Genomic DNA, 21,153 nt, shown 5'->3' with positions numbered 1-21,153 from the left:
TTCATTCACCCGTACCCCTTGGCACTAGCCGGCATCACCCCTTGGTCAGATCCACCAACGGCGTTTGCCGCACCTCCGTCTGTCGCCCACCCTGTATTTCGCTTATTTGCTTCAAGGCCTTATCCACCGCCGCCTTATCCGCCAACAAGCTGTAGCTGATGCGGAACTGTTTGTGTTCCTTGGGCCCAATTGTGGGTACCAGGTTCAGTGGACGCTGATAACGGCGGTTGTAGGAAAAACTTGTCCCCGGCTCCAGCCCCGTGACATAGCCCTGGCCTTGAGTATCGGTGTTTTTCCACAGGGAAAACACCGGCAGTGCCTGGGTATTGAAGCCCACCGAAACGCCCAGGCTGCCGGCCTTGTTATGCAACACGGTCAACGTATCGCCCTTGGCATCGGCATACGGCACCACGTTGTAAACCGTTTCGTCGTAGTCCTTGGTCGGTGCGCGGTAGGTTTGCCAGTCGGGCAGATCGCCCTTGGCCTTGTCGTTGAACGGCGACACCTGTTTCACCGGCGCGGCGAAACGAGCGCCCTGCTCCAGGAACGGGGTGCTGAAGTTGCTGTGATACAACGCCTGGTATTCCTTCGGATAGTCGCCGTTGTTGGTCAGGGTGTCGTTGAGGGCGAACACTACGCTGCCGGGTTCGGTGACCAGTTCGGTCGCGACGGAGAAGTCGACTTTCTTGAATGCCTGCTCTTTCAGTTCGCCGCGCAGGGTGATGGCGTACGGTGGTTGTTCATCGATATGCAGGGTGACTGTGTTCGCAGGAATGTTGGCGGCCCGACCGTGCAGGGTCAGCAGTTCGCCGTTGTCGACGCCGGGGTGGCCGACCCACTCGTATCCGCAGCGGGTGACCAGCTCGTTGAAACCTTCCAACCAGCCCAGACCACCGCGGCCATTAAGTTCGATGAAGGACGGATTGACCACTTCCTTGACCGGCGAATCCCAGCCCATGCGCACATTACCGACCGAGGCCTGCAAGACGTTCATTCCGCGAGTCGGCACTACCGAGAGTTTCATCGTGCCGTTATCGATGTCGACGATGCTGACGCCCTCCTGCCGACCGCCGTGCAAGGTGCGCAGGGTAACGCTGAAGGGTTTGTCGGTTTTTATGCCGAGTTGCTGGCTGGTGATCTGCCAGCTCCGGGCGGCTTTTTCGGTGTCGAGCAGAACGTAATCCCAAGCCATGGCGTGGGAGGCAGCGGACAGTGCGCTGAGGGCAACAAAGAGTTTGAGCGGGGTCATGACAGCAGCCTTTTTTGGAGTTGTGCCATTTATATAAACTTGATGAAACGTTTCAGCAAGCTGAAAAAACGACACAGCGCCAGATTTCGGCAAGGCAATCAGCGTTGAAGCAGAAGCGGTTTTCCGGACCTTCAGTTACATTTTGCATTAATTCCATTTATTCATAGGTTAAACTGATCAATCTGCCTGCTCCCGAGTACATGCCTATGGCCATCAACTTCGACCTCAACGACTTGCAAGCTTTTCGTGCTGTTGTCGAGCAAGGCAGTTTTCGAAAGGCCGCCGACACTGTGCGCATCTCTCAACCTGCCTTGAGCCGGCGCATCGACAAACTTGAAGATGCCTTGGGTGTGCGGTTGTTCGAGCGCACTACGCGCAAAGTCAGCCTGACACAGGCCGGACGAAGCTTTATTCCCAGCGTCGAGCGCTTACTGGATGATTTGGACGTGGCGTTGCTGGGCATCAGCGAAGTGGCTTCGACCCGGCTCGGCCATGTCACCGTCGCTTGCGTACCGTCAGCGGCTTACTACTTCATGCCGCGGGTGATCGCGCATTACCACCGGCAATTTCCACGCATCAAAGTCAAAGTGCTCGATTCCAGTGCTCACGACGTGCTCAGTGCCGTGGTCAACGGCGAGGCAGATTTCGGCCTGAGCTTCATAGGCACGCTGGAGACTGAAGTCGAGTTCGAGCCGCTGGTGCAGGAAAGTTATGTTGTCGCGTGCCGGCGTGATCATCCGTTGGCGGGTCGCCAAAGCGTGAGTTGGGACGAGTTCTATCAGCAGGACTACATCTCGCTAGACAAGACGTCGGGCAATCGCTTTCTGCTCGATCAGGCACTGACCGGCATCGTCCCGCAACGCCAGGGTATCTGTGAAACCCGGCATGTGACGACGATGATCGGTTTGGTGGAGGCTGGGTTGGGGGTAGCGGCGGTGCCTCTGATGGCGATGCCGGCAGCGGATCATCCGATATTGACGCGAGTGCCGCTGACCGACCCGCAGGTGATGCGCAGTGTTGGCCTGATCAAACGCCGAGGTCGTACATTGACCCCGGCGGCGCTGGAACTGGAGCGCTTGGTGGTGAAAATGAAAGTTCAGATCAACGACTGACCGAATCCAGGCCGGTGGCCTTTACGTCCGTTTGTGCCTGCGAGGACGCCAGGTATTTCAATAACGCCCTGGCTTGCGCTGGGTGTTGTGCTCCCACGGGAATGGCGCCAGCGAAACGCGTCACCGACTGCACCGGTTCCGGAATCTTCGCCACAAAACTTACGCCCGGCACGGGCAGCAATTCGCTGACCTGCTGAAAGCCCAGTTGGTAATCGCCGGTGGCGACTACCTCACCCACGGGAATCTTCGGGATCATTTTCGATTTAGGTTTGAGCTGGTCTTCTATGCCCAGGCGGGTGAACAGTTGATTTTCGATGTATACACCGCTTGCGCTGTCTGAATAGGCGACAGACTCCGCGTTCAGTAATGTCTTTTTCAATGCATCGACGGTACTGATGTCCGGTTTCGGTGCACCTTCACGCACCACGAGACCGATCCGCGAATCTGCCAGCTCTACCCGTGAGGCGGGATCGACTTTGCCCTGCTTGATCAACTCATCGAGGGCATAACCGACCATGATCACCACGTCCGCTTTTTCGCCGCGAGACAGTCGGTTGGGAATAGCTTGCGGCGCGTTGCCCATCGACGGGCCAAGGGCGGTATCGAGCGTGTTGCCGGTAGACGCGGCAAATTTAGGGCCAAGGACTTTGTAGGCGGCGGTGAAACCACCAGAAGTCATCACACGGATTTCCTCCGCCTGGACTGCGGTGCTCAGGCCGAGGCTGGCCACCAGGGCGAAGGCGGCAACATTGAATAGCTGTTTCATCGTTGTTTCTCGCAATTGGGCGGGATCAAGAGAGCGCGGGTTGCAAACGGCCGGTCGAACGGCGATAGAGATAGAGCGTCGCGCACAGGGCACAGAGCGCAGCGAAACTCATCCAGTAGCCAGGCGCAGCCTTGTCGCCGGTGTATTGAATCAGGAGGGTCGACATTGCCGGCGTGAAACCACCAAACACCGCCGTCGCCAGGCTGTACGCCAGGGAGAAACCGGCGACGCGGACTTCCACCGGCATGATCTCCGTCAGCGCCGCAATCATCGCGCCGTTGTATAAACCGTAGATAAACGACAGCCACAGCAAGACCAACAGCATGTTGACGAAGCTGGGCGCGTTCACCAGATAGGTCAGGGCCGGATAGGCGGTGGACAGGGTCAACAGGGCCATGGCGATCAACACCGGACGTCGACCGATACGGTCAGACAACGCACCGCCGACAGGTAACCAGAAGAAGTTCGAGACACCCACCAACAGCGTCACCAACAGCGCATCGGAGGTGCTCAGGTGCAACACGGTTTTGCCGAAGGTCGGGGCATACACAGTGATCAGGTAAAACGCTGTGGTGGTCAGCGCGACCATCATCATCCCGGCAAACACGATCACCCAGTTCTGCCCGAGGGTGCGGAACACATCGCCCATGCTCGGCCGATGCTTGCGCGCGGCGAACTCCTCGGTTTCCTGCAGATTGCGGCGCAGGAAAAATATGAACGGAACAATCATGCAGCCGACGAAAAACGGAATTCGCCAGCCCCAATCGGCAACCATCGCCGGCGCCATCCACTGATTCAGCCCAAAGCCCAATGCAGCGGCGACGATGATCGCGACTTGTTGGCTGGCCGATTGCCAACTGGTGAAAAAGCCTTTGTTGCCGGGCGTGGCAATTTCAGAAAGGTATACCGAGACACCCCCCATTTCCGCACCGGCCGAGAAGCCTTGCAGTAGACGACCGATCAACACGATCGCCGGGGCGAACAACCCGATGGTTTCGTAACCGGGCACCAGCACGATCAGGATGGTGCCGCTGGCCATGATCGACAGCGTCACGATCAGGCCTTTGCGTCGCCCGACATCATCGATGTAGGCACCGAGCACTACCGCACCCAGCGGACGCATCAGAAAGCCTGCACCGAACACCGCAAAGGTCATCATCAGCGAGGCGAACTCACTGCTGGCCGGGAAGAACACAGCCGCAATCTGCGTGGCGTAGAAACCGAAAAGAAAGAAGTCGAACTGTTCAAGGAAATTGCCCGAGGTGACCCGGAAAATCGCACTGGCGCGTGAGCGCCCGGAAGCTATTGATGTTGTCATTGACCTGTACTCCACCGCTTTTATGACGTGCACTGCCTGGACGCACTGCACGGTTTTTATTGGGGAGAATGGTGGAACAGGCAGACCGATTTGATAAGTGCATTGTTGGCATGCATTGATGCGCATGACGCATCAACACGCATCCCTGAGGTGAGCGGGTCTACGATCGGGCGAGTCCATGAGCAGCAAACTACGCTTCATACTGAATTTATGATTTAACTAGATAGTTACCTAACGATATAATGCCCCCCTCATTTCAACGGGACATTCAACGTGAAGCAGAGTCAACGCCTCTCGGGCATATCAAAATTCATTGTGGTCGGGCTGGGCGTGGTCATCGCCCTGCTCGGCCTGGCGCTTGCTGCTGGGGGCGTGAAGTTGGTCAGCCTGGGAGGCTCCTGGTACTTCCTGGTAGGTGGGCTGGTGATGACCGTTTCCGGTCTGCTGATCGCTCGCTTCAAAACGGCCGGTGCCTGGTTGTTCGCTGCGTTTCTGGTGGGCACGGCGATCTGGGCGGTCAGTGATGCCGGACTGGTGTTCTGGCCAGTGTTCTCGCGCCTGTTCATGTTCAGCGCCGTTGGCCTGGCGGTCACGTTGGTCTACCCACTGCTCAAGCGTGCCAATGGTGATGTGCCAGGTCGCGGTGCCTATGGCATCGCTGCTGTGTTGGCGATTGCGCTGGCGGTGGCCGCTGGCAACATGTTCGTTGCGCACCCGACTGTCGCTGCAACGGGCACGGGGCCGGGCCTGACACCCGTCGAGCCAGCCAACGCGCAAAAGGACTGGGCGCACTACGGTAATACCGAGGGCGGTAGCCGCTTTGCTGCGCTGGATCAGATCAACCGCAACAACGTCGACAAGTTGAAGGTGGCGTGGACCTACCACACCGGTGACGTCGCCGAGAGCGATGGCAATGGCGCCGAGGACCAACTCACCCCGCTGCAGGTCGGCAACAAGGTGTTCATCTGCACCCCACACAACAACCTGATCGCACTGGATGCCGACACCGGCAAGGAACTCTGGAAAAACGCGATCAACGCGAAGTCGAAAGTCTGGCAGCGTTGCCGTGGCATGGCCTACTTCGATGCCACGAAGGATATCGTTCAGCCAGGCAACTCGAGCATCATCGAAGCCAAACCTGCCCCGGCGGCCAACTGCCAGCGCCGTCTGCTGACCAACACCATCGATGCCCGCCTGATCGCGGTCGATGCCGACACCGGTGAGTTCTGCCAAGGGTTCGGCAACAACGGTCAGGTCGATCTGAAGGCTGGCCTGGGCGATGTGCCGGACAGCTATTATCAATTGTCTTCAGCACCGCTGATGGCCGGCACCACCGTGGTGGTTGGCGGTCGCGTGGCCGACAACGTGCAAACCGACATGCCGGGCGGCGTGATCCGTGGGTTCGATGTGATCACCGGCGCGATGCGCTGGGCATTCGACCCGGGCAACCCGCAGGATCGCAACGCGCCGGTCGAGGGCAGCACGTATGCGCGCAGCACGCCGAACAGCTGGGCGCCGATGTCCTACGACCCCGCGACCAACACGGTGTTCCTGCCGATGGGCAGCGCTTCCACCGACATCTATGGTGTCGAACGCAGCAAGCTCGATCACACCTACGGCGCCTCGATCCTGGCGCTGGACGCCACCAGCGGTGAAGAACGCTGGGTCTTCCAGACTGTTCACAACGACCTCTGGGACTTCGACCTGCCGATGCAGCCGAGCCTGATCGATTTCACCAAGGACGGCAAAACCGTGCCGGCGCTGGTCATCGGCACCAAGGCCGGGCAGATCTACGTGCTCGATCGTGCCACCGGCAAGCCGCTGACCGACGTTGAAGAAGTACCGGTCAAGGCGGCAAACATCCCTGACGAACCGTACTCGCCAACCCAGCCGAAATCGGTGGGCATGCCGCAGATCGGCGCGCAGCACCTGACCGAGTCCGACATGTGGGGCGCCACGCCGTACGACCAGCTGTTGTGCCGCATCGATTTCAAATCGATGCGTTATGACGGCCTGTACACCGCGCCGGGTACCGACAAATCGCTGAGTTTCCCGGGTTCGCTGGGTGGCATGAATTGGGGCAGCATCTCCACCGACCCTGTGCACGGCTTCATCTTCGTCAACGACATGCGCCTGGGTCTGTGGATTCAGATGATCCCGTCGCAAAACAAAGGCCAGGCCACTTCCGGTGGCGAAGCGTTGAACACTGGCATGGGCGCCGTTCCACTCAAGGGCACCCCTTACGCAGTGAACAAAAACCGCTTCCTGTCGGTGGCCGGCATTCCTTGCCAGGCACCACCGTTCGGCACGCTGACTGCCATCGACATGAAGACGCAGAAAGTCGCCTGGCAGGTTCCGGTCGGCACCGTTGAGGACACCGGTCCCTTGGGTATCCGCATGCACCTGCCGATCAAGGTTGGTCTGCCGACCCTCGGCGGCACCCTGTCGACTCAAGGTGGCTTGATCTTCATCGCCGGCACCCAGGACTTCTACCTGCGCGCCTTCAACAGCGGCAATGGTGAAGAGGTGTGGAAAGCCCGCCTGCCAGTCGGCAGCCAGGGCGGCCCGATGACCTACGTCTCACCGAAGACCGGCAAGCAGTACATCGTCATCACCGCCGGTGGTGCGCGCCAGTCGACCGATCGCGGCGACTACGTGATGGCCTACGCCTTGCCGTAAGCCGCTGTGCCCGCCTCACTGGCGGACACTCTCTCTGTGCGCGGCACCTGCGGGTGCCGCGCCGCTTTGCGAAATCATTCAAGATTGCACCTGGAAGACTCCCATGTTTTTGGCTGTTCGCTTTTCTCATGCAGGCTGCGGCTTGCTGTTGGGCCTGACCTGCTGCGCCACCCTGCCCGCCTTCGCCGATACCGACTCGAACCTGTTGACCCGCAATACCCTGACCGGTGATTGGGGCGGTCTGCGCCACCAGTTGGATCAGGACGGCATCAAATTCACCGGCGATTACAGCGGCGAAACCGCCTACAACGCCGATGGCGGCCTGCACCGTTCCGCCCGTTACTCGCAGAACATCAAGCTCGGCGCGCAGTTCGACCTCAGCAAGCTGTATGGCGTGGATAACGCCGGCAGAATCCAGCTGACCATCAACGACCGACGCGGCAATAGCGCCTCCGAGGATCTGGTTGGCAACCGTCTGCCCATCCAGGAAAACTACGGCGGTCTCTACACTCGCCTGACCGAGCTGAGTTACGAGCGCAGCCTGTTCACCCCGGCGCTCAACGTGAAGCTGGGGTACATGGCCATGGGCAACGACCTCGGTGGCCTGGACAGTGGCATTCTCTGCAACTTCATGAACGCCGGTTTCTGCGGCCACCCGCTGAACATGTCCGGCGGCAGTGGCTGGACCAACTACCCCAACGCCCACTTGGGCGTGCGCGTGAAGTACGACTTGTCCTCGTCCTGGCAGCTGCGTGTGGCGGCCTTCAATGTCGATCCCGAGAGCAACGGCAATTCCAGCCGTGCCTGGCACCTGGGCCCGAAACATACGACCGGCACCGTGGTGCCGATCGAACTGGTGTACAAGCACGCCGGTGAGTTGCCCGGCGAGTACAAGGTTGGCTACTACTACGACAGTTCCGACGTGCAACGCATCGGCAGCGATAAAGAAGTGTCCGGCCGCGACGGTCATTACCTGCTGATTGATCAGGCCGTGTGGCGCTCGCAAACGTCCGAGGGCCGCAGCCTGCACGCCTTCGGCCAATACTCGGCGGCCAGCGAAGCGGCTTCACCGTTCAGCAAGTGGTACGGCACCGGCGTGGTCCTGTACAAACCGTTCGAAGGTCGCCCGCGTGACACCGTCGCCCTGGGCTATGGCCGGGCCGTACCCAACCCGCGCAGCCGCGATGTGCAGGAGGACGCCGCGCAGGCCAATGGCACAACGTTCCCGAATCTGGACAGTGCCGAACAATTGGTCGAACTTGGCTACGGCTACCAGGCCACTCCCTGGCTGACGCTGCGCCCGAATGTGCAATACATCATCGAACCGGGCGCGTTTTCCGGGCAGGACATCGACAATGCGCTGGTGTTCGGTTTGCAGGTGAAAGCTACGCTCTGAACGCTCGATTTCCATCGCCAATGGTGGTACCACCATTGGCGATAAAGTTCAGACCGCCAAGGACTTTATGGATCTCAGCAACCACCTGCAGCGTGGCGTCTTCGATCGTTCCTTCATTACGGCATAACACCCAGCCGTGATCTGCAATCGCACGCTCGAACGCCTGGGTACACGCGACGTGTTCTTCCAGCTTATGGATCACCGTACTGCTCAGCCCACGCCGGCGTGCCGCTGCCCTCGCCCAGGAAATATCAGGGTCGGTGACAACGCCGACATGCAGGTCTGGCACTTGCACGTTTCGATCAATGTTCAACTGCAGAATCTCTGCAAACGGGACCAGCCGGCGAAACGCGGCATCGGACGGGTACCAGCGATCGATCAAGATGATGCTCCCGGGCGGCTGTTTAGTCAGCACATGCCGGGAAATCCAGGTACGGCTGTCAGCAAAGCGCTCACAAACCCTCAACTCCAGATCCCGGCTGGGATTTCTGACGAGTTGGTTGACGAGGGTCATTGTTTCACCCCTGAAGGGATCGCTTTTACTCTCGCAAAGCCGGATCACCTTTTTGTTGCCTGCCCTCAGTGCTTTCGTGACGGCTTCCAACAATGTGGTTTTGCCGGTTCCCTTGGGCCCATCCAGAGAAACAAACAGCGGTCGATTCATTCTTCAAACAACGATTGATGTACGGTTGTTGTTGCCCGGTTCGTACGCGGGAACCGCTTGGCGCGGCAATGCGAATTGAAGGGTGGGGCCTTGTGAACAGATATTGACGAACACTCTAACCCGGTTTCGCTAACGGGCCTCAACATCCAGGTCATCTACTGTAGGGGATGCGCGGGACGATCGGATCGGGTGTCCGGCGGTTTCAAAAATTCCTTGTGTCACTGCGCATTCAACCCGGTCGTGAAATACCGTGCTGCCGCAGTTTGCGATAGAGCGTATTGCGGCTGATCCCCAGGCGGGCGGCAACACGGGCGATATGCCAGTGCTCCGCCTCGATCAACGTCAGCAGCGTCTGCCGTTCGGATAATCCAAGCGGATTTTCAACCTGCGCGGTTGTCGCTGGCGCAACCGGCAGCAATTCCGCCAGGTCGTCCAGGGTGACACGCCCTTCCCACGCCAACGCCACCAGAGTGCGCAGACAGGTACGCAGCTGCCGGACATTGCCTGGCCAAGGGTGCGCCAGCAAGCGCTCCCTGACACCCGCATCCAGCCGAATCCTGGCCCCTGCCGCCTCCTCGCGCAGCAACAGGTCGAGCAAACGGCCCTTGTCGGAACGTTCGCGCAGTGGTGGGAGCTGCACGGCGAACCCGGCCACACGATAGAACAGATCCTCGCGAAAGCGCCCTTCGGCCACGCAGGTCTGCAGATCCTGGTGGCTGGCACTGACAAGGCGTACGTCGAGCGGACGTGGCGTCGCGCCACCCAGCGGTACCACCTGACGTTCCTCCAGCACCCGCAGCAGGCGAGTCTGTAGCGCCAGCGGCATGTCGGCGATCTCATCGAGAAACAGAATGCCGCCATGGGCCTGCTCCAGCTTACCGATCATCCCGTCCTTGCGTGCGCCGGTGAAGCTGCCGCCGCGATAGCCAAACAGCTCGCTTTCAATCAGCGCTTCTGGAATTGCCGCGCAATTGATCGCCACAAACGGCTGGCTCGCCCTGGCGCTGGCGCGATGCAGCGCCGCCGCAAACGCTTCTTTGCCGGTACCGGTTTCGCCCTGTAGAAACACCGGCACATCACGCTCCAGAACACGCAATGCGCGAGCAAAGCCGCGTTGCAGGCGCGGGTCTTCCAGGCACACGTGCACGTCGTTGATCGCGGCAATTGCAGGGGTGACTGAAGGTACCTGGTGCACGGGTTCGCGCAATTGTCCGTAGAGCAGGCGTCCGTCCGCCAGGCGCATTGGCCAGCAGACACTCGGCTGCGCGCTGGCCTGACACATCACCTGATCGACAGGTGTTTGCAGCAACATCGTCAGCGATTGCCCAACCACCTGGTCACGGCTGAGGCCCAGCAGATCCAGCGCAGCCTGATTGACTGAACAGACACGGATACTCTCGTCGAAACTGAGCAGGCCTTCACCCAGCAGCCCAACGAAGCCTGCCTCAGGGTGGAAGCGCAGCAAGTAGCGCTGCGGATCATGCCCCAGGAAAAAACAGCTCTCGATCAACTTGGCCGACAGGTTGGTCAATGCCATGGCCTGGAAGTGTTGCGCAAGGCTTTGGTCATCCCTTACAGAGGAAAGGTTGAGCACGGCGAGCAACTCCCCGCTGGCATCGAATATCGGGCTGGCCGAACAGGTCAGACCGACGTGCTTGCCGCGAAAATGTTCATCACGACGGATGGTGACGTGCTGTCGCTCGACCAGGCAGGTGCCGACACCGTTGGTGCCCTCGCAATCTTCACTCCATACCGAGCCGAGCCACAGCCCGGAACGCTGAAATACGGCGCGCTCGGATTCGTTGAACACACTGTCAATCGCCACACCACGAGCATCGGTGAGCAGCACCACGTGGCCGTCACGCCCGAGTTGCTGGTGCAGACTGCTCATCTGCCAGTGCGCCACGGACATGATGCTTTCCAGTGGCGCGCGGTGATCCTGCAAACGTGGATGCTCAACGACATTAGGCGCGCGACGGCTGGCGGGATCGAGCTGATGCTGATCCAGGCACCGGCGCCAGGAACGTGTGATCGCCAGGTCAGTCTGGCTGTGGTTGACGTGAGTGCCCTGCACGGCTTGGAGCACTTGTTGGGCATGGGCGTTGATCAGGGCCGGCTTCATTGTTCTTGTTCTCCGTTACGGTCAGGACACGGGACTGTTCGCAGCTTATATGAAAAGTTCGCAGCGGGCGCTTTTTGCACTGAGTGACACTCTGTCATCCGCCATTCCCGAAATCGTGACATGAATCCGCGTCAACGCCTGAGCAGTCCTGCGCCAGCCGCTCTGCAACGGGCCTTTCACCAAACTGGCCCGGGCCTTGCTCAAGGGCAGTTGTTACCAAAACAACAAGATCGGGAGAGGCTCCATGAACGTCGCTATCGAAACACCTCTGCAAACGCCAACTGCCCAGCTCGCGGCCTGGGTCGAGAACCTCGGCGAGCGTCTCGCCCAACGTGACCTGGACGGCGCGCTGAGATTGTTTGCCCAAGAGTGTCACTGGCGTGACCTGCTGCTTTTCAGCTGGAACCTGGTGACCCTGGAAGGCAAGCCTGCCATCCGTGACATGCTTGAAACGCGCCTCGACGAGATTCGTCCCGGGCAATGGAAACTCGAAGGTGAGGCGACGCTCGATAACGGTGTGCTCGAAGGTTGGATCAGCCTGGAAACCGCTGCGGCGCGAGGTAAAGGCTACGTGCGTCTGAAGGAGGGGCTGTGCTGGACGCTGCTGACGACCATGCGCGAGCTCAAGGGCTTTGAAGAACCCAGGGGCCGACGTCGTCCAATGGGGGCCAATCATGGCCATGCCCATGCCGACAAACGCAATTGGCTGGAACGCCGTCGTGATGAAGAAGCTTCGCTGGGCATCACCACCCAACCTTACTGCCTGATCGTGGGTGGCGGCCAGGGTGGGTTGGGGCTTGCTGCGCGGCTCAAGCGAATGGGCGTGCCGACCTTGATCGTCGACAAGGCCGAGCGTCCCGGTGATCAGTGGCGCGGTCGTTACAAATCACTGTGCCTGCACGACCCGGTCTGGTACGACCACATGCCTTACCTGCCCTTCCCCGATCACTGGCCGGTCTTCACCCCTAAAGATCAGATCGGCGACTGGCTGGAGATGTACAGCAAAGTCATGGAGCTCAATTATTGGCCGCGCACAGAGTGCGTGAGCGCCCGCTTTGACGAACAAAGTGGCACCTGGAAGGTGGAGGTGCAGCGCGATGGCGAGCCTGTGACGCTACAGCCTGCCCAGTTGATCCTCGCCACCGGCATGTCTGGCGTACCCAATGTTCCCGATTACCCGGGTGCCGAGGTCTTCAATGGCCAGCAGCATCATTCCAGTCGCCATCCCGGTGGCGATGCCTGGCGTGGCAAGCGCGCGGTGGTCATCGGTGCGAACAATTCGGCCCACGATATCTGCGCCGACCTGGTGGAGAACGGCGCCGAGGTGACCATGGTGCAACGCTCCAGTACCCACATCGTGCGCTCCGACAGTTTGATGGAACTCGTCTTCGGCGGGCTCTACTCTGAAGACGCCCTGGAGACGGGGTTGACCACGGACAAGGCCGACATGCTGTTCGCCTCGATCCCCTACAAGGTCATGCCAAGCTTTCATCAACCTGTCTTTGCGGCGATCAAGGAGCGTGACAAGGACTTCTACGAACGCTTGGCCAAGGCCGGCTTCATGCTCGATTTCGGCGACGACGAGTCTGGCCTTTTCATGAAGTATGTACGCCGTGGTTCCGGTTACTACATCGACGTCGGCGCCAGCGAACTGATCGCCAACGGCACGATCAAGCTCAAGAGCGCACCTGGCCTGGGGGTTGAACGCATCGAAGCCGATGCCGTGGTACTCAACGATGGCAGCCGATTACCGGCAGACCTGATCGTCTATGCCACGGGCTATGGCTCAATGAATGGGTGGGCGGCGAAGCTGATTTCCCAGGAAGTGGCTGACAAGGTCGGCCGCTGCTGGGGCCTGGGTTCTGGCACCACCAATGATCCTGGCCCGTACGAGGGCGAACTGCGCAACATGTGGAAGCCGACACAGCAGGACAACCTCTGGTTCCACGGTGGCAACCTGCATCAGTCACGGCATTATTCACTGTATCTGGCGCTACAGTTGAAAGCGCGCTTCGAAGGCATCGACACCAACGTCTATGGCCTTGCAGAGAGTCATCACAAGGGCTGAGTCAAATGGCGCCCGACCGCGGTCGGGCGCCTCTGCCGGAAAGGCGCGCTAGCCGGGTTTCCATGATTCAGCGTGGAGCCCATGCGTATAATGCGCGCCCCAACACTGCCAATGTTTACCCATGAAAAAGCTGTTTTCCGTAGTAGCGCTGTCCCTTTCGGTCATTACCCCCGCCTTCTCTAGCCCTCCCTCGACCTTTTCCGAAGCCAAGGTCATCGCCAAGCAAAAAATTTACCTCGACCAGGCGAACAGCTCCATGGGCGAGTTGTATTGCGGCTGCAAATGGACCTGGGTGGGTAAATCAGGTGGTCGTATCGATGCCCAGTCATGTGGCCTCAAGGCCAGAAGCCAAGAGACTCGGGCAGAGCGGACTGAGTGGGAGCATATCGTTCCAGCCTGGACGTTCGGTAACCAGCGCCAATGCTGGAAGAACGGTGGGCGCGAGCACTGTGTGGACGATGATCCTGTGTTTCGGGCAATGGAAGCGGACCTTTTCAACCTTTACCCCTCTGTTGGAGAAGTGAACGGCGACCGTAGCAATTTCAATTACGGCATGGCCACCGGGGTAGCGCCGCAGTATGGGCAATGCAAGACGCGGGTTGATTTCGACCAGCGTGCTGCAGAGCCGCGTGACGAAGTAAAAGGGCTTGTCGCAAGGACGACCTTTTACATGTTCGACAGATACAAACTGAACATGTCCCGTCAGCAGCAACAGCTACTGATGGCCTGGGACAAGCAGTACCCGGTTTCGCCTTGGGAGAAAGAGCGGGATCGTCGCATTGCGGCAATCATGGGGCACTCCAATCCATTCGTAACGGGCGAGCGTCGATGGTCGCAAGGGTATAAGGCGATTGGAGATGGTGTCGTCAACTCCATTCCTGTTAATCCTCCACGGGCAGGCGTACAGCCAACCCTCGCGAGCGCCAACGGAATAGTCATCGGTAACCGCAAGAGTCAGGTGTATCACCTCTCAGCGGGTTGCCCTGGCTATGGTCAGGTGGCCGAGAAAAACCAGATCTCCTTCACGTCAGAAGCCGAGGCTGTGGCGGCGGGGTATCGTAAAGCTGGCAACTGCAAGTAACGGGGCTCGCATACCGGGAAATCTACGGAGTGTCCGGCTCAATCAAGCATCACGCCGAGCCGGGCCTTTTGGATCTCCTCCCCAGTACGCATATGCATTTACTCCCCCTTCCCAAACGCACTCCAACTGTCCGGGCTGTTAAAACGCATCAGCACGGGGTTGAATGGGTGACAGCCATTACCCAAATGATAATGCCCTGTCACCGGATCCGGCCGTTCGCCGTTGAAACCGAGCAGGCTGGGTATTGAGGGCCAGCAGGTTGGTTTGCCTGGCGATGTCCTGGATGCTGCCGACCAACCCTCTAATTTGCACGGATTGGCCGCCCTGTTTGGCGCGCTTGAGCCAGTTTCTCCGTGGGCAGATCGAGCTCGCAGAAGATAGTGGCTGAAGGGCTAGTGGGAGCTCGAAGGCCCGGACTATCTGGTTTGTGCCGACCTTTATCCGATTTCTGGAAACCCGCAATTGCCGCCAGGGGCTGCTTTCAGTAATGCCCGTTCAAAGACCCAACGCTGTGTTCGATAATCGATTTGTGTTCGTTAATCGCACGACATCGCCTCTCAGGGCACCCTCCTCGACCCATTGTTTGGCAACCTATGCACCATGCATTTGCCGTGATCCACGCGGTTTTCCCTCGGATCATTCTGTTCAGCCGAATAAAAACAGGAGTACGCCTTGATCAATAAAACATTTGAATCCGTCGCTGCCGCACTGGACGGCATTGCCGATGGTTCGGTCATCATGGTCGGTGGCTTTGGCACTGCCGGGATGCCGTCGCAGCTGGTAGATGGCGTGATCGCTTCGGGCGCTCGCGAGTTGACCATCATCAGCAACAATGCCGGCAACGGTGAAATCGGCCTGGCTGCACTGCTCAAGGCCGGGCGCGTTGCCAAGGTAATTTGCTCATTTCCACGCCAGTCCGATTCCTATGTTTTCGACGAACTCTACCTGGCCGGAAAAGTGCAGCTTGAGGTCGTGCCGCAAGGCAACCTGGCTGAACGTATTCGCGCGGCAGGCTCAGGCATCGGTGCGTTTTATTCGCCGACCGGGTACGGCACGTTGCTGGCCGAAGGCAAGGAAACCCGGGTAATCGACGGTCGCAACTACGTGCTGGAAATGCCGTTACACGCCGACGTTGCACTGATCAAGGCGGAAAAAGGCGATCGCTGGGGCAATCTCACCTTCCGCAAAGCCGCGCGTAACTTTGGCCCGATCATGGCCATGGCAGCGAAAACCACCATCGCCCAGGTCAATCAGATCGTCGAGTTGGGAGAGCTGGACCCCGAACACATCATCACCCCGGGGATCTTCGTCCAGCGCGTGGTCGCCGTGCCGCGCGCCACTTACTCGAACGCCAACGTCAACTGAGGCCCGCCATGACTGTCATGAAAAAACTATCGCGTAGCGAAATGGCCCAACGTGTGGCCGACGATATTCTCGAAGGTTCCTACGTGAACCTGGGCATTGGCGTACCCACGCTGGTGGCCAACTACCTGGGTGACAAGGAAGTGTTCCTGCACAGCGAAAACGGTGTGCTGGGCATGGGCCCGAGCCCTGCGCCGGGTGAGGAAGACGATGACCTGATCAACGCGGGCAAACAGCACGTGACGTTGCTGCCCGGTGGTGCCTATTTCCACCACGCCGATTCGTTCTCGATGATGCGCGGTGGGCACATCGATATTGCCGTGCTGGGCGCCTTCCAGGTCGCGGTCAACGGCGACCTCGCCAACTGGCACACCGGCGCCGAAGGTTCCATCCCGGCGGTGGGCGGCGCGATGGACCTGGCGACAGGCGCTCGCCAAGTGTTCGTCATGATGGATCACCTGACCAAGACCGGCGAAAGCAAACTGGTGCCGCAATGCACCTACCCCCTGACCGGCATTGGCTGCGTGACGCGCATTTATACCGACCTGGCTATTCTGGACGTCACTTCGGATGGCTTGAAGGTTCGGGAGATTGTCGCCGATATCAGCTTTGAAGACTTGCAAACCCTCAGTGGCGTTCCTTTGATTCGATAACAGATCGATTGCGCCGTTTGCAGCGGCGCAACTTTCCACCGTCATGATGAAGAAGCGCTGATGGTTGCATCAACCCTTTGCCTTTGCCGGCCCTCCTCTACCGTTGTCAACCTGCTCTCCACCCTCCTCCCGGTCGTGAAAAACCCACCAGTACCTTTGCTGTTGGATTGATCCCATACAGGCCGCAAATGTAAGCCTCTCTCTGCGACTACGCTTGGCCCTATGTCGCCAACCACGCCAACCTCCCGGAACGAACAATAAAGGTCGCACCACAGCTCGCAGGTCAATAGCTGCGCTCACAGCGATCGGCTGGACTCTGGACGAGTACCCCAGAGAAACAGGGAGGGTTTGCAGGATGCACAGAGGAAGACAATGGAGATCAAGGTCAAAGCCGACGTGTCTGAGTTGCGGTGCGTGTGGGCCAGCACTGATCATCAGGGTGTTTGCTTCTGGGCGCGTTCCAGGCCGTGTCCAACCTCGATATTGGTAACGACATGCGCCAAGCCGGCGCATGAATGGATCTATCAGACAGCTTGCAGGATGATCGAACAGAATCTGGCAGATACGTCGTTAAACGTATGTGCCGTCGCGCGATTGATCAATTGTTCACGCACTACTGTGTACCGCGCCTTTGCACAGCGCCGACAGACAGTGGCCGAAACAATTCGCATGTTGCGGCTCTTGCGTGCCAGCGAAATGCTGGCCGTACCGCCCTACAGCATTCCAATTGAAACGGTTGCATACCGTTGCGGCTTCGAGGAGGTCAGGACGTTCAACCGCTGCTTCAGCAAGGTCTTTGGCATGTCCGCGGGCCGCTACCGCCAGGCACGTATCGGCGAGAGCCTGAATGCGCTGCGCGAGCTTGATGATGCTTGAGCTGGCCGACGGCATTGAAACCGGCGGCCAGCTCGATACCCGCATCAAGGATGGGCGAGCAGCCACCCCTCATTAAACGCGTAACTGCGTTCCTTGCCTAAAGCCAACTCGGCTGGCCGAGGCGCAATGTAGACCTCGTTGTATTGGTATTTCTGCTCATCACCAACGGGTACCAGACCGCCCCTGTACCAAAGGATATTGCGCGGCCCGTAGACCTTGATATCCAGCCCTGCCTGGAGCAAGTGAAAGCGCAAGTCATTGACGAAGCGGCTGATGGCGGCCGGTCCTGGTTGCTGCTTCTGCAGCGCCACACTGCACGCGGCCACCCAGATTTCCCGGGTGCCGGCCTGGTCAATCCCCAGGTCTTGGAGCATGGTCGCGACCTGTTGACCGGTATAGCCGTTGAACACCGTCGCGTTGCCGTGGGCATTGAGTACCAGTATCGACGAGTCACCGCTGTAGTCACGCAAGTGCTTTACAGGCTTTTGCTCAAGGGCATTGAGCATTTGCTGGATGGCATGGGGCTGGAACGACGCGTCCGGCGCGAACTCCTTCCACTTCTTCCAGGCGTAGAAGTGACTGCGCAGCGCTTGCAGGCGACCTGCACGGGAAGCGTTTTCGTCGGTGGTGGCTGCACCTTTGGGTTTGCCGAAAAATAACATCATGATGAAACTCCTTCTTCTCAGTCAGTTAGCCTGGGCTCTCATCATTCGCAGAATGCCGAGCACAGTAGTCAGGTAGAGGCGCGCGTTATCAGGCGTCGTCAACGACGCCAAACGGTCCTCATTACTCAGGTAGCCCTTGAGCAGCGCTTGCTGGTTGATCACCCCCTGCAGCCCCTCGGCCATGGCGCTGAGCAGGCTGAGCGGTTGCTCGCACACATCGCTGATACGGATCAGGTTGCTTGCTTCCCGGCGCTTGTCACCCAGCTCCCGGATCGAATCCTCCAGAGCCGCTTCGGTTGACTTGCCGTGTTGGCACAGGCTGACCAACTCATCGATCGCCTTGGCGGGCGGGAACAACCACGTCCAGGCGGAGCGATTACGCAACTCCTGGGCCTTGGCAGACAACTCCCGTTGACGCTCCTCCAGCGCCTTTATGCGCGCGCGTGCCTGCATGGCTTCACTCTTCAGCGCCCCGGAGTCCTGGCCGCGCAGGCTTCGAAAGCTGCCAATCGTCTGCATCAAGCCTTGCAACTCACCACTGACCTGCTCGATTTCGGCACTCGCCTGGGAGGTGTAGGACAGCAAGGCATCGTTGCTGGCGGTAGTGCTTTGGGTACTGTGCAACAGCGCTGTATTGATCAGTTCGGTAGAGCGCTCAACGTGTTGGATGATGCGTTGTTGAACCTTCTCCACCTGCTGCATGGCCGCGGGCAACTGGTCGATGTGTGCCTTGACATCACCCAGTTGGCCCGGGGGGGCTGGCAGAGAGCGGGTTTCATGCACCACGTCGTTGATGTGAGCCGTGATTTCTTGCCACATGATGAACTCCTTGTGTGATCCGTCATGGCGCTGTCAGGCAGCCTCTTCCAGCGAGCCGGCTTGTTCGATGATCAGGTCACCGATGCGTTTTTGGGTATCGATGGTGGCCCGCGGGGTGGTCATCTGCTGTTTGATGGTGTTCACATCGTCCAGGATCAGACGCACCCCACCCTGGCTTGCGCGGACTAGAAGCTGACGCAACATCGGGCTGTCGATCTGCCCGCGCTTGAGTTGGTCACGCAGTGTTTCCAGATGACTGCCCATGAAGCCCCAGGCGTTCGCCATCAATTGCGCGCCCTCCTGCGCCTGGCCGGCACTGACGCCCAACTCGCCGAAGCCAGACGCAATGCCGGTGGCAACCGCGACTTCGGCATTGAGCCGTTCACGCCGGGTGATCAGGTCGCCCTTGAGATTGAGCAGGCCCGCCAGTGCGATGGAAGAACCCACGGCTCCGGCCACACCACCGATCAGCAATGCACCGCCACCGACGCATAAAGCAGTGGCGGCGCCGCCGGTGAAGACAGTACCCACCGCCCCGAGCAAGATCATCACGACGCCACCAATGGCCGCCAATCCACCGAGGGCGATGCCAGTGGCCGCTCCGGCTATCTTGCCGTTGATACCCGAAAGCTCGCTGTTGATGCTCTCCAGCACGCCTTTGTCACCATTAACCAGTGCATTGAGATCAATGGTGCAACGATCGAAAAATGCCTTGTCGTCGCTGAACCCGGTGCGCAGTTTCGACAAGTCGGTCTGGATAAGGGAGGCCTGGCGACGGTACACCTCGACGCTACTTTCCATTTCCCGCAGCATGGCGATGGCTTCGGCAGTGGTTGTGGTGGGTAGCAACACCTGCGACAGCACGTTATGCAGTTCGAAGTAGGCCTCGATGTTGGTCACCGTGGTGATGATCCGCGGCTGCAGGTCATCGAGGTATAACACCGCATTCTGTTTCGCCTTGACCAATCCTTTGTTCATGTCGTCTTGCAGGGGTTTGAGCCGTTCCTGGTTGCCGAAATCCAGAAACAGTTGCCTCTCTACGGCCATGCAATGGGTTTGCACCAGCATGGCAGCCGAGGATTGACCCTTGAGTGCGATGCGGGTCTGGCCGTAATCTTCATCTTGGGTGGCAGTGGTGATGTCGTTCATTTTGTAACTCCTTTGGGTAAAACGACGAGGGCAGCCTTGTGTTGGAGTCGGGGGATATGCCCCTGCGTGCCAGTCAGGGACTGTTTGATTCTGTCCAACCGCTCGGGGATCCGCTCCCAGCCGGCGTCGAGCAAGTGATCATCCACAGCGCTGCTGTCCTTGACCGCCTGCTGCCAGGTGTCATCGAGCTGAGTCCAGGCATCATTCATGGCAGAGGCGGCCTGGCTGAATCGCTCGATGGCCACCTGATGATCCAGGCCTTGTTGCTTGATCACGATCGCGACCGACAGTGCGGCTTTCTGGCGGTAGAGTTGTTGGTACTGGTCCTGAAGCACGTCGGTGAAGGCGCTGAAACTGTTGATGGCATCCACCACTTCAGTGGCACCGCTTGCGATCTCGCCAATTGTCTCGACCGGAAAGGGCTCGGTCTTGCGGGTCTCGTCAGGCGTGGCATCGTCAGGCGTGGCATCGTCATCCGTGTCATCTTCAGCCGGTGGCTGTTTGTCTCCCGCCTTGGGTTTGACCTTGATCGTCTTCGGCTCTTCCCTGGACCCGAACAGCGAAAATACCCAGGTGGCGATGGCCTTGGTGTTTCCCCCTATCGACTGTGAGGCCTGTAGCATCCGGCTGATGGCCTCATCCATGTCCTGGCTGGTCTTGCGGATCGCAGCTTGAATGCTGGCTATCCTGCCTTTGTCACCATCAAGCTCGACGGTCAGCGCATCGATACAGACCTGCAACCGCCCAATGATTTTTTCGGTTTCCTCCTCCCACCGAGTCGTGTGCTCTGCCAGTACTGCGATGTGCTGCTGGGCGCGGGAAATATCGGACCTGATCATTTGATAGAACTGCTGCGCCGCAATAACCATTTCATCGTCGCCGCCAGTCTGTCGCGAGGCGCGCAAGGTGTTTATCAGCCCGCTAATGGCGTCCACATCGACGATGCAGGCAATGGAAGCGGGCATCAGGTCGTCAAGGTAGTTGCTCGCGCAATCCTGCATCCGCCCCTGCAGGCCGCTGACCAACGTTCGAGTCTGGGGGTCATCTATATAGGCACTGACGTCTTGTTGACGCTGGGTGACCAGTGCTCGCGCCTGGCCATACAGAGCACAGGAGGCAAATTTCTCGAGTGAAGTGATCAGAAGTAACGAGCCGATGGGTGTGTTCACAGCAT

17 protein-coding genes and 2 pseudogenes are annotated in these 21,153 nt (G+C 59.1%); 9 read left to right on the top strand and 10 right to left on the bottom strand.

Annotated features, from left to right (window positions below; genetic code table 11):
- Window positions 1–34 precede the first annotated feature (34 nt).
- Window positions 35–1,249 (bottom strand): aldose 1-epimerase family protein, encoded by a 1,215-nt coding sequence (locus tag BKX96_RS08695; protein ID WP_077183392.1) that lies wholly within the window; start codon window positions 1,247–1,249, stop codon window positions 35–37.
- A gap of 206 nt (window positions 1,250–1,455) precedes the next feature.
- Between BKX96_RS08695 and BKX96_RS08690 the strand changes: the two genes are divergently transcribed.
- Window positions 1,456–2,361: a LysR family transcriptional regulator gene (locus BKX96_RS08690; protein WP_077183391.1), complete on the top strand. Its 906-nt coding sequence runs from the start codon at window positions 1,456–1,458 to the stop codon at window positions 2,359–2,361.
- Here BKX96_RS08690 and BKX96_RS08685 read toward each other — a convergent pair.
- Window positions 2,351–3,127 (bottom strand): substrate-binding domain-containing protein, encoded by a 777-nt coding sequence (locus tag BKX96_RS08685; protein WP_046819250.1) that lies wholly within the window; start codon window positions 3,125–3,127, stop codon window positions 2,351–2,353. The two genes, BKX96_RS08690 and BKX96_RS08685, sit on opposite strands and share 11 nt — an antisense overlap.
- 25 nt (window positions 3,128–3,152) lie before the next feature.
- Entirely contained in the window at window positions 3,153–4,445 is a 1,293-nt protein-coding gene (locus BKX96_RS08680) for an MFS transporter (RefSeq protein WP_046819251.1), read from the bottom strand.
- Window positions 4,446–4,718: 273 nt separating this feature from the next.
- Between BKX96_RS08680 and BKX96_RS08675 the strand changes: the two genes are divergently transcribed.
- Entirely contained in the window at window positions 4,719–7,124 is a 2,406-nt protein-coding gene (locus BKX96_RS08675) for a glucose/quinate/shikimate family membrane-bound PQQ-dependent dehydrogenase (protein ID WP_077183390.1), read from the top strand.
- 103 nt (window positions 7,125–7,227) lie between these two features.
- A complete protein-coding gene (locus BKX96_RS08670) occupies window positions 7,228–8,520 on the top strand; it encodes a carbohydrate porin (RefSeq protein WP_077183389.1) in 1,293 nt (430 codons plus the stop codon).
- On the opposite strand, the gene BKX96_RS08665 is transcribed toward BKX96_RS08670, so the two are convergent.
- Both BKX96_RS08665 and BKX96_RS08660 read right to left on the bottom strand, forming a co-directional pair.
- The gene (locus BKX96_RS08665; protein WP_256721405.1) at window positions 8,510–9,184 is read right to left on the bottom strand and encodes a dTMP kinase; all 675 of its coding nucleotides are present in this window, start codon (window positions 9,182–9,184) and stop codon (window positions 8,510–8,512) included. The genes BKX96_RS08670 and BKX96_RS08665 overlap by 11 nt on opposite strands.
- Window positions 9,185–9,413: 229 nt before the next feature.
- A complete protein-coding gene (locus BKX96_RS08660) occupies window positions 9,414–11,306 on the bottom strand; it encodes a sigma-54-dependent Fis family transcriptional regulator (protein ID WP_046819255.1) in 1,893 nt (630 codons plus the stop codon).
- 244 nt (window positions 11,307–11,550) lie between these two features.
- On the opposite strand from BKX96_RS08660, the gene BKX96_RS08655 reads away from it, so the two are divergent.
- Both BKX96_RS08655 and BKX96_RS08650 read left to right on the top strand, forming a co-directional pair.
- Window positions 11,551–13,374, top strand: a complete 1,824-nt coding sequence (locus tag BKX96_RS08655) for an NAD(P)/FAD-dependent oxidoreductase (RefSeq protein ID WP_077183388.1) — start codon at window positions 11,551–11,553, stop codon at window positions 13,372–13,374.
- Between the two features lie 121 nt (window positions 13,375–13,495).
- Complete coding sequence (locus BKX96_RS08650; RefSeq protein ID WP_077183387.1) at window positions 13,496–14,455, top strand: endonuclease; 960 nt, start codon at window positions 13,496–13,498, stop codon at window positions 14,453–14,455.
- 69 nt (window positions 14,456–14,524) lie between these two features.
- Here the strand turns inward: BKX96_RS08650 and BKX96_RS33140 are convergent.
- Window positions 14,525–14,700 (bottom strand): annotated as a pseudogene (locus BKX96_RS33140) (RHS repeat-associated core domain-containing protein); the annotation flags it as partial.
- Window positions 14,701–15,127: 427 nt separating this feature from the next.
- Here BKX96_RS33140 and BKX96_RS08640 point away from each other — a divergent pair.
- The 4 genes and pseudogenes from BKX96_RS08640 (at window position 15,128) to BKX96_RS08625 (ending at window position 17,346) form a co-directional block, all read left to right on the top strand.
- Window positions 15,128–15,820, top strand: coding sequence for a 3-oxoacid CoA-transferase subunit A (locus tag BKX96_RS08640; RefSeq protein WP_046819258.1), 693 nt, complete (start codon window positions 15,128–15,130; stop codon window positions 15,818–15,820).
- An 8-nt stretch (window positions 15,821–15,828) separates the two neighbouring features.
- A complete protein-coding gene (locus BKX96_RS08635; protein ID WP_046819259.1) occupies window positions 15,829–16,470 on the top strand; it encodes a 3-oxoacid CoA-transferase subunit B in 642 nt (213 codons plus the stop codon).
- A gap of 157 nt (window positions 16,471–16,627) precedes the next feature.
- Window positions 16,628–16,960 (top strand): annotated as a pseudogene (locus tag BKX96_RS33500) (hypothetical protein); the annotation flags it as partial.
- The gene (locus BKX96_RS08625; protein ID WP_082240469.1) at window positions 16,843–17,346 is read left to right on the top strand and encodes a helix-turn-helix domain-containing protein; all 504 of its coding nucleotides are present in this window, start codon (window positions 16,843–16,845) and stop codon (window positions 17,344–17,346) included. The pseudogene BKX96_RS33500 and the gene BKX96_RS08625, both read left to right, overlap by 118 nt.
- Before the next feature lie 44 nt (window positions 17,347–17,390).
- Here BKX96_RS08625 and BKX96_RS08620 read toward each other — a convergent pair whose 3' ends face one another.
- Genes BKX96_RS08620 through BKX96_RS08605 form a run of 4 tightly spaced genes read right to left on the bottom strand, consistent with a single transcriptional unit; the run spans window position 17,391 to window position 21,148 of the window.
- On the bottom strand, window positions 17,391–18,011 hold the full coding sequence (locus tag BKX96_RS08620; RefSeq protein ID WP_077183384.1) for a hypothetical protein: 621 nt from the start codon (window positions 18,009–18,011) through the stop codon (window positions 17,391–17,393).
- A 21-nt stretch (window positions 18,012–18,032) separates the two neighbouring features.
- The gene (locus BKX96_RS08615; RefSeq protein WP_077183383.1) at window positions 18,033–18,830 is read right to left on the bottom strand and encodes a hypothetical protein; all 798 of its coding nucleotides are present in this window, start codon (window positions 18,828–18,830) and stop codon (window positions 18,033–18,035) included.
- A 33-nt stretch (window positions 18,831–18,863) separates the two neighbouring features.
- Entirely contained in the window at window positions 18,864–19,979 is a 1,116-nt protein-coding gene (locus tag BKX96_RS08610; protein ID WP_077183382.1) for an HBL/NHE enterotoxin family protein, read from the bottom strand.
- Window positions 19,976–21,148 carry a hypothetical protein gene (locus BKX96_RS08605; RefSeq protein WP_077183381.1) on the bottom strand — a complete coding sequence of 391 codons (1,173 nt, stop codon included), beginning with the start codon at window positions 21,146–21,148 and terminating at the stop codon, window positions 19,976–19,978. Before BKX96_RS08605 ends, BKX96_RS08610 begins: the two co-directional genes overlap by 4 nt.
- Window positions 21,149–21,153: the final 5 nt, after the last annotated feature.

Source organism: Pseudomonas putida (assembly GCF_001976065.1).
Classification (GTDB): Bacteria; Pseudomonadota; Gammaproteobacteria; order Pseudomonadales; family Pseudomonadaceae; genus Aquipseudomonas; species Aquipseudomonas serbica.
This window is presented reverse-complemented; position numbering and strand designations above follow the sequence as displayed.

Bases quoted from the DNA above. Each gene is read 5' to 3' on its own strand.
- BKX96_RS08695 (WP_077183392.1), bottom strand. From the start codon at position 1,249: ATGACCCCGCTCAAACTCTTTGTTGCCCTCAGCGCACTGTCCGCTGCC.
- BKX96_RS08690 (WP_077183391.1), top strand. From the start codon at position 1,456: ATGGCCATCAACTTCGACCTCAACGACTTGCAAGCTTTTCGTGCTGTT.
- BKX96_RS08685 (WP_046819250.1), bottom strand. From the start codon at position 3,127: ATGAAACAGCTATTCAATGTTGCCGCCTTCGCCCTGGTGGCCAGCCTC.
- BKX96_RS08680 (WP_046819251.1), bottom strand. From the start codon at position 4,445: ATGACAACATCAATAGCTTCCGGGCGCTCACGCGCCAGTGCGATTTTC.
- BKX96_RS08670 (WP_077183389.1), top strand. From the start codon at position 7,228: ATGTTTTTGGCTGTTCGCTTTTCTCATGCAGGCTGCGGCTTGCTGTTG.
- BKX96_RS08665 (WP_256721405.1), bottom strand. From the start codon at position 9,184: ATGAATCGACCGCTGTTTGTTTCTCTGGATGGGCCCAAGGGAACCGGC.
- BKX96_RS08660 (WP_046819255.1), bottom strand. From the start codon at position 11,306: ATGAAGCCGGCCCTGATCAACGCCCATGCCCAACAAGTGCTCCAAGCC.
- BKX96_RS08655 (WP_077183388.1), top strand. From the start codon at position 11,551: ATGAACGTCGCTATCGAAACACCTCTGCAAACGCCAACTGCCCAGCTC.
- BKX96_RS08650 (WP_077183387.1), top strand. From the start codon at position 13,496: ATGAAAAAGCTGTTTTCCGTAGTAGCGCTGTCCCTTTCGGTCATTACC.
- BKX96_RS08635 (WP_046819259.1), top strand. From the start codon at position 15,829: ATGACTGTCATGAAAAAACTATCGCGTAGCGAAATGGCCCAACGTGTG.
- BKX96_RS08625 (WP_082240469.1), top strand. From the start codon at position 16,843: ATGGAGATCAAGGTCAAAGCCGACGTGTCTGAGTTGCGGTGCGTGTGG.
- BKX96_RS08620 (WP_077183384.1), bottom strand. From the start codon at position 18,011: ATGATGTTATTTTTCGGCAAACCCAAAGGTGCAGCCACCACCGACGAA.
- BKX96_RS08615 (WP_077183383.1), bottom strand. From the start codon at position 18,830: ATGTGGCAAGAAATCACGGCTCACATCAACGACGTGGTGCATGAAACC.
- BKX96_RS08610 (WP_077183382.1), bottom strand. From the start codon at position 19,979: ATGAACGACATCACCACTGCCACCCAAGATGAAGATTACGGCCAGACC.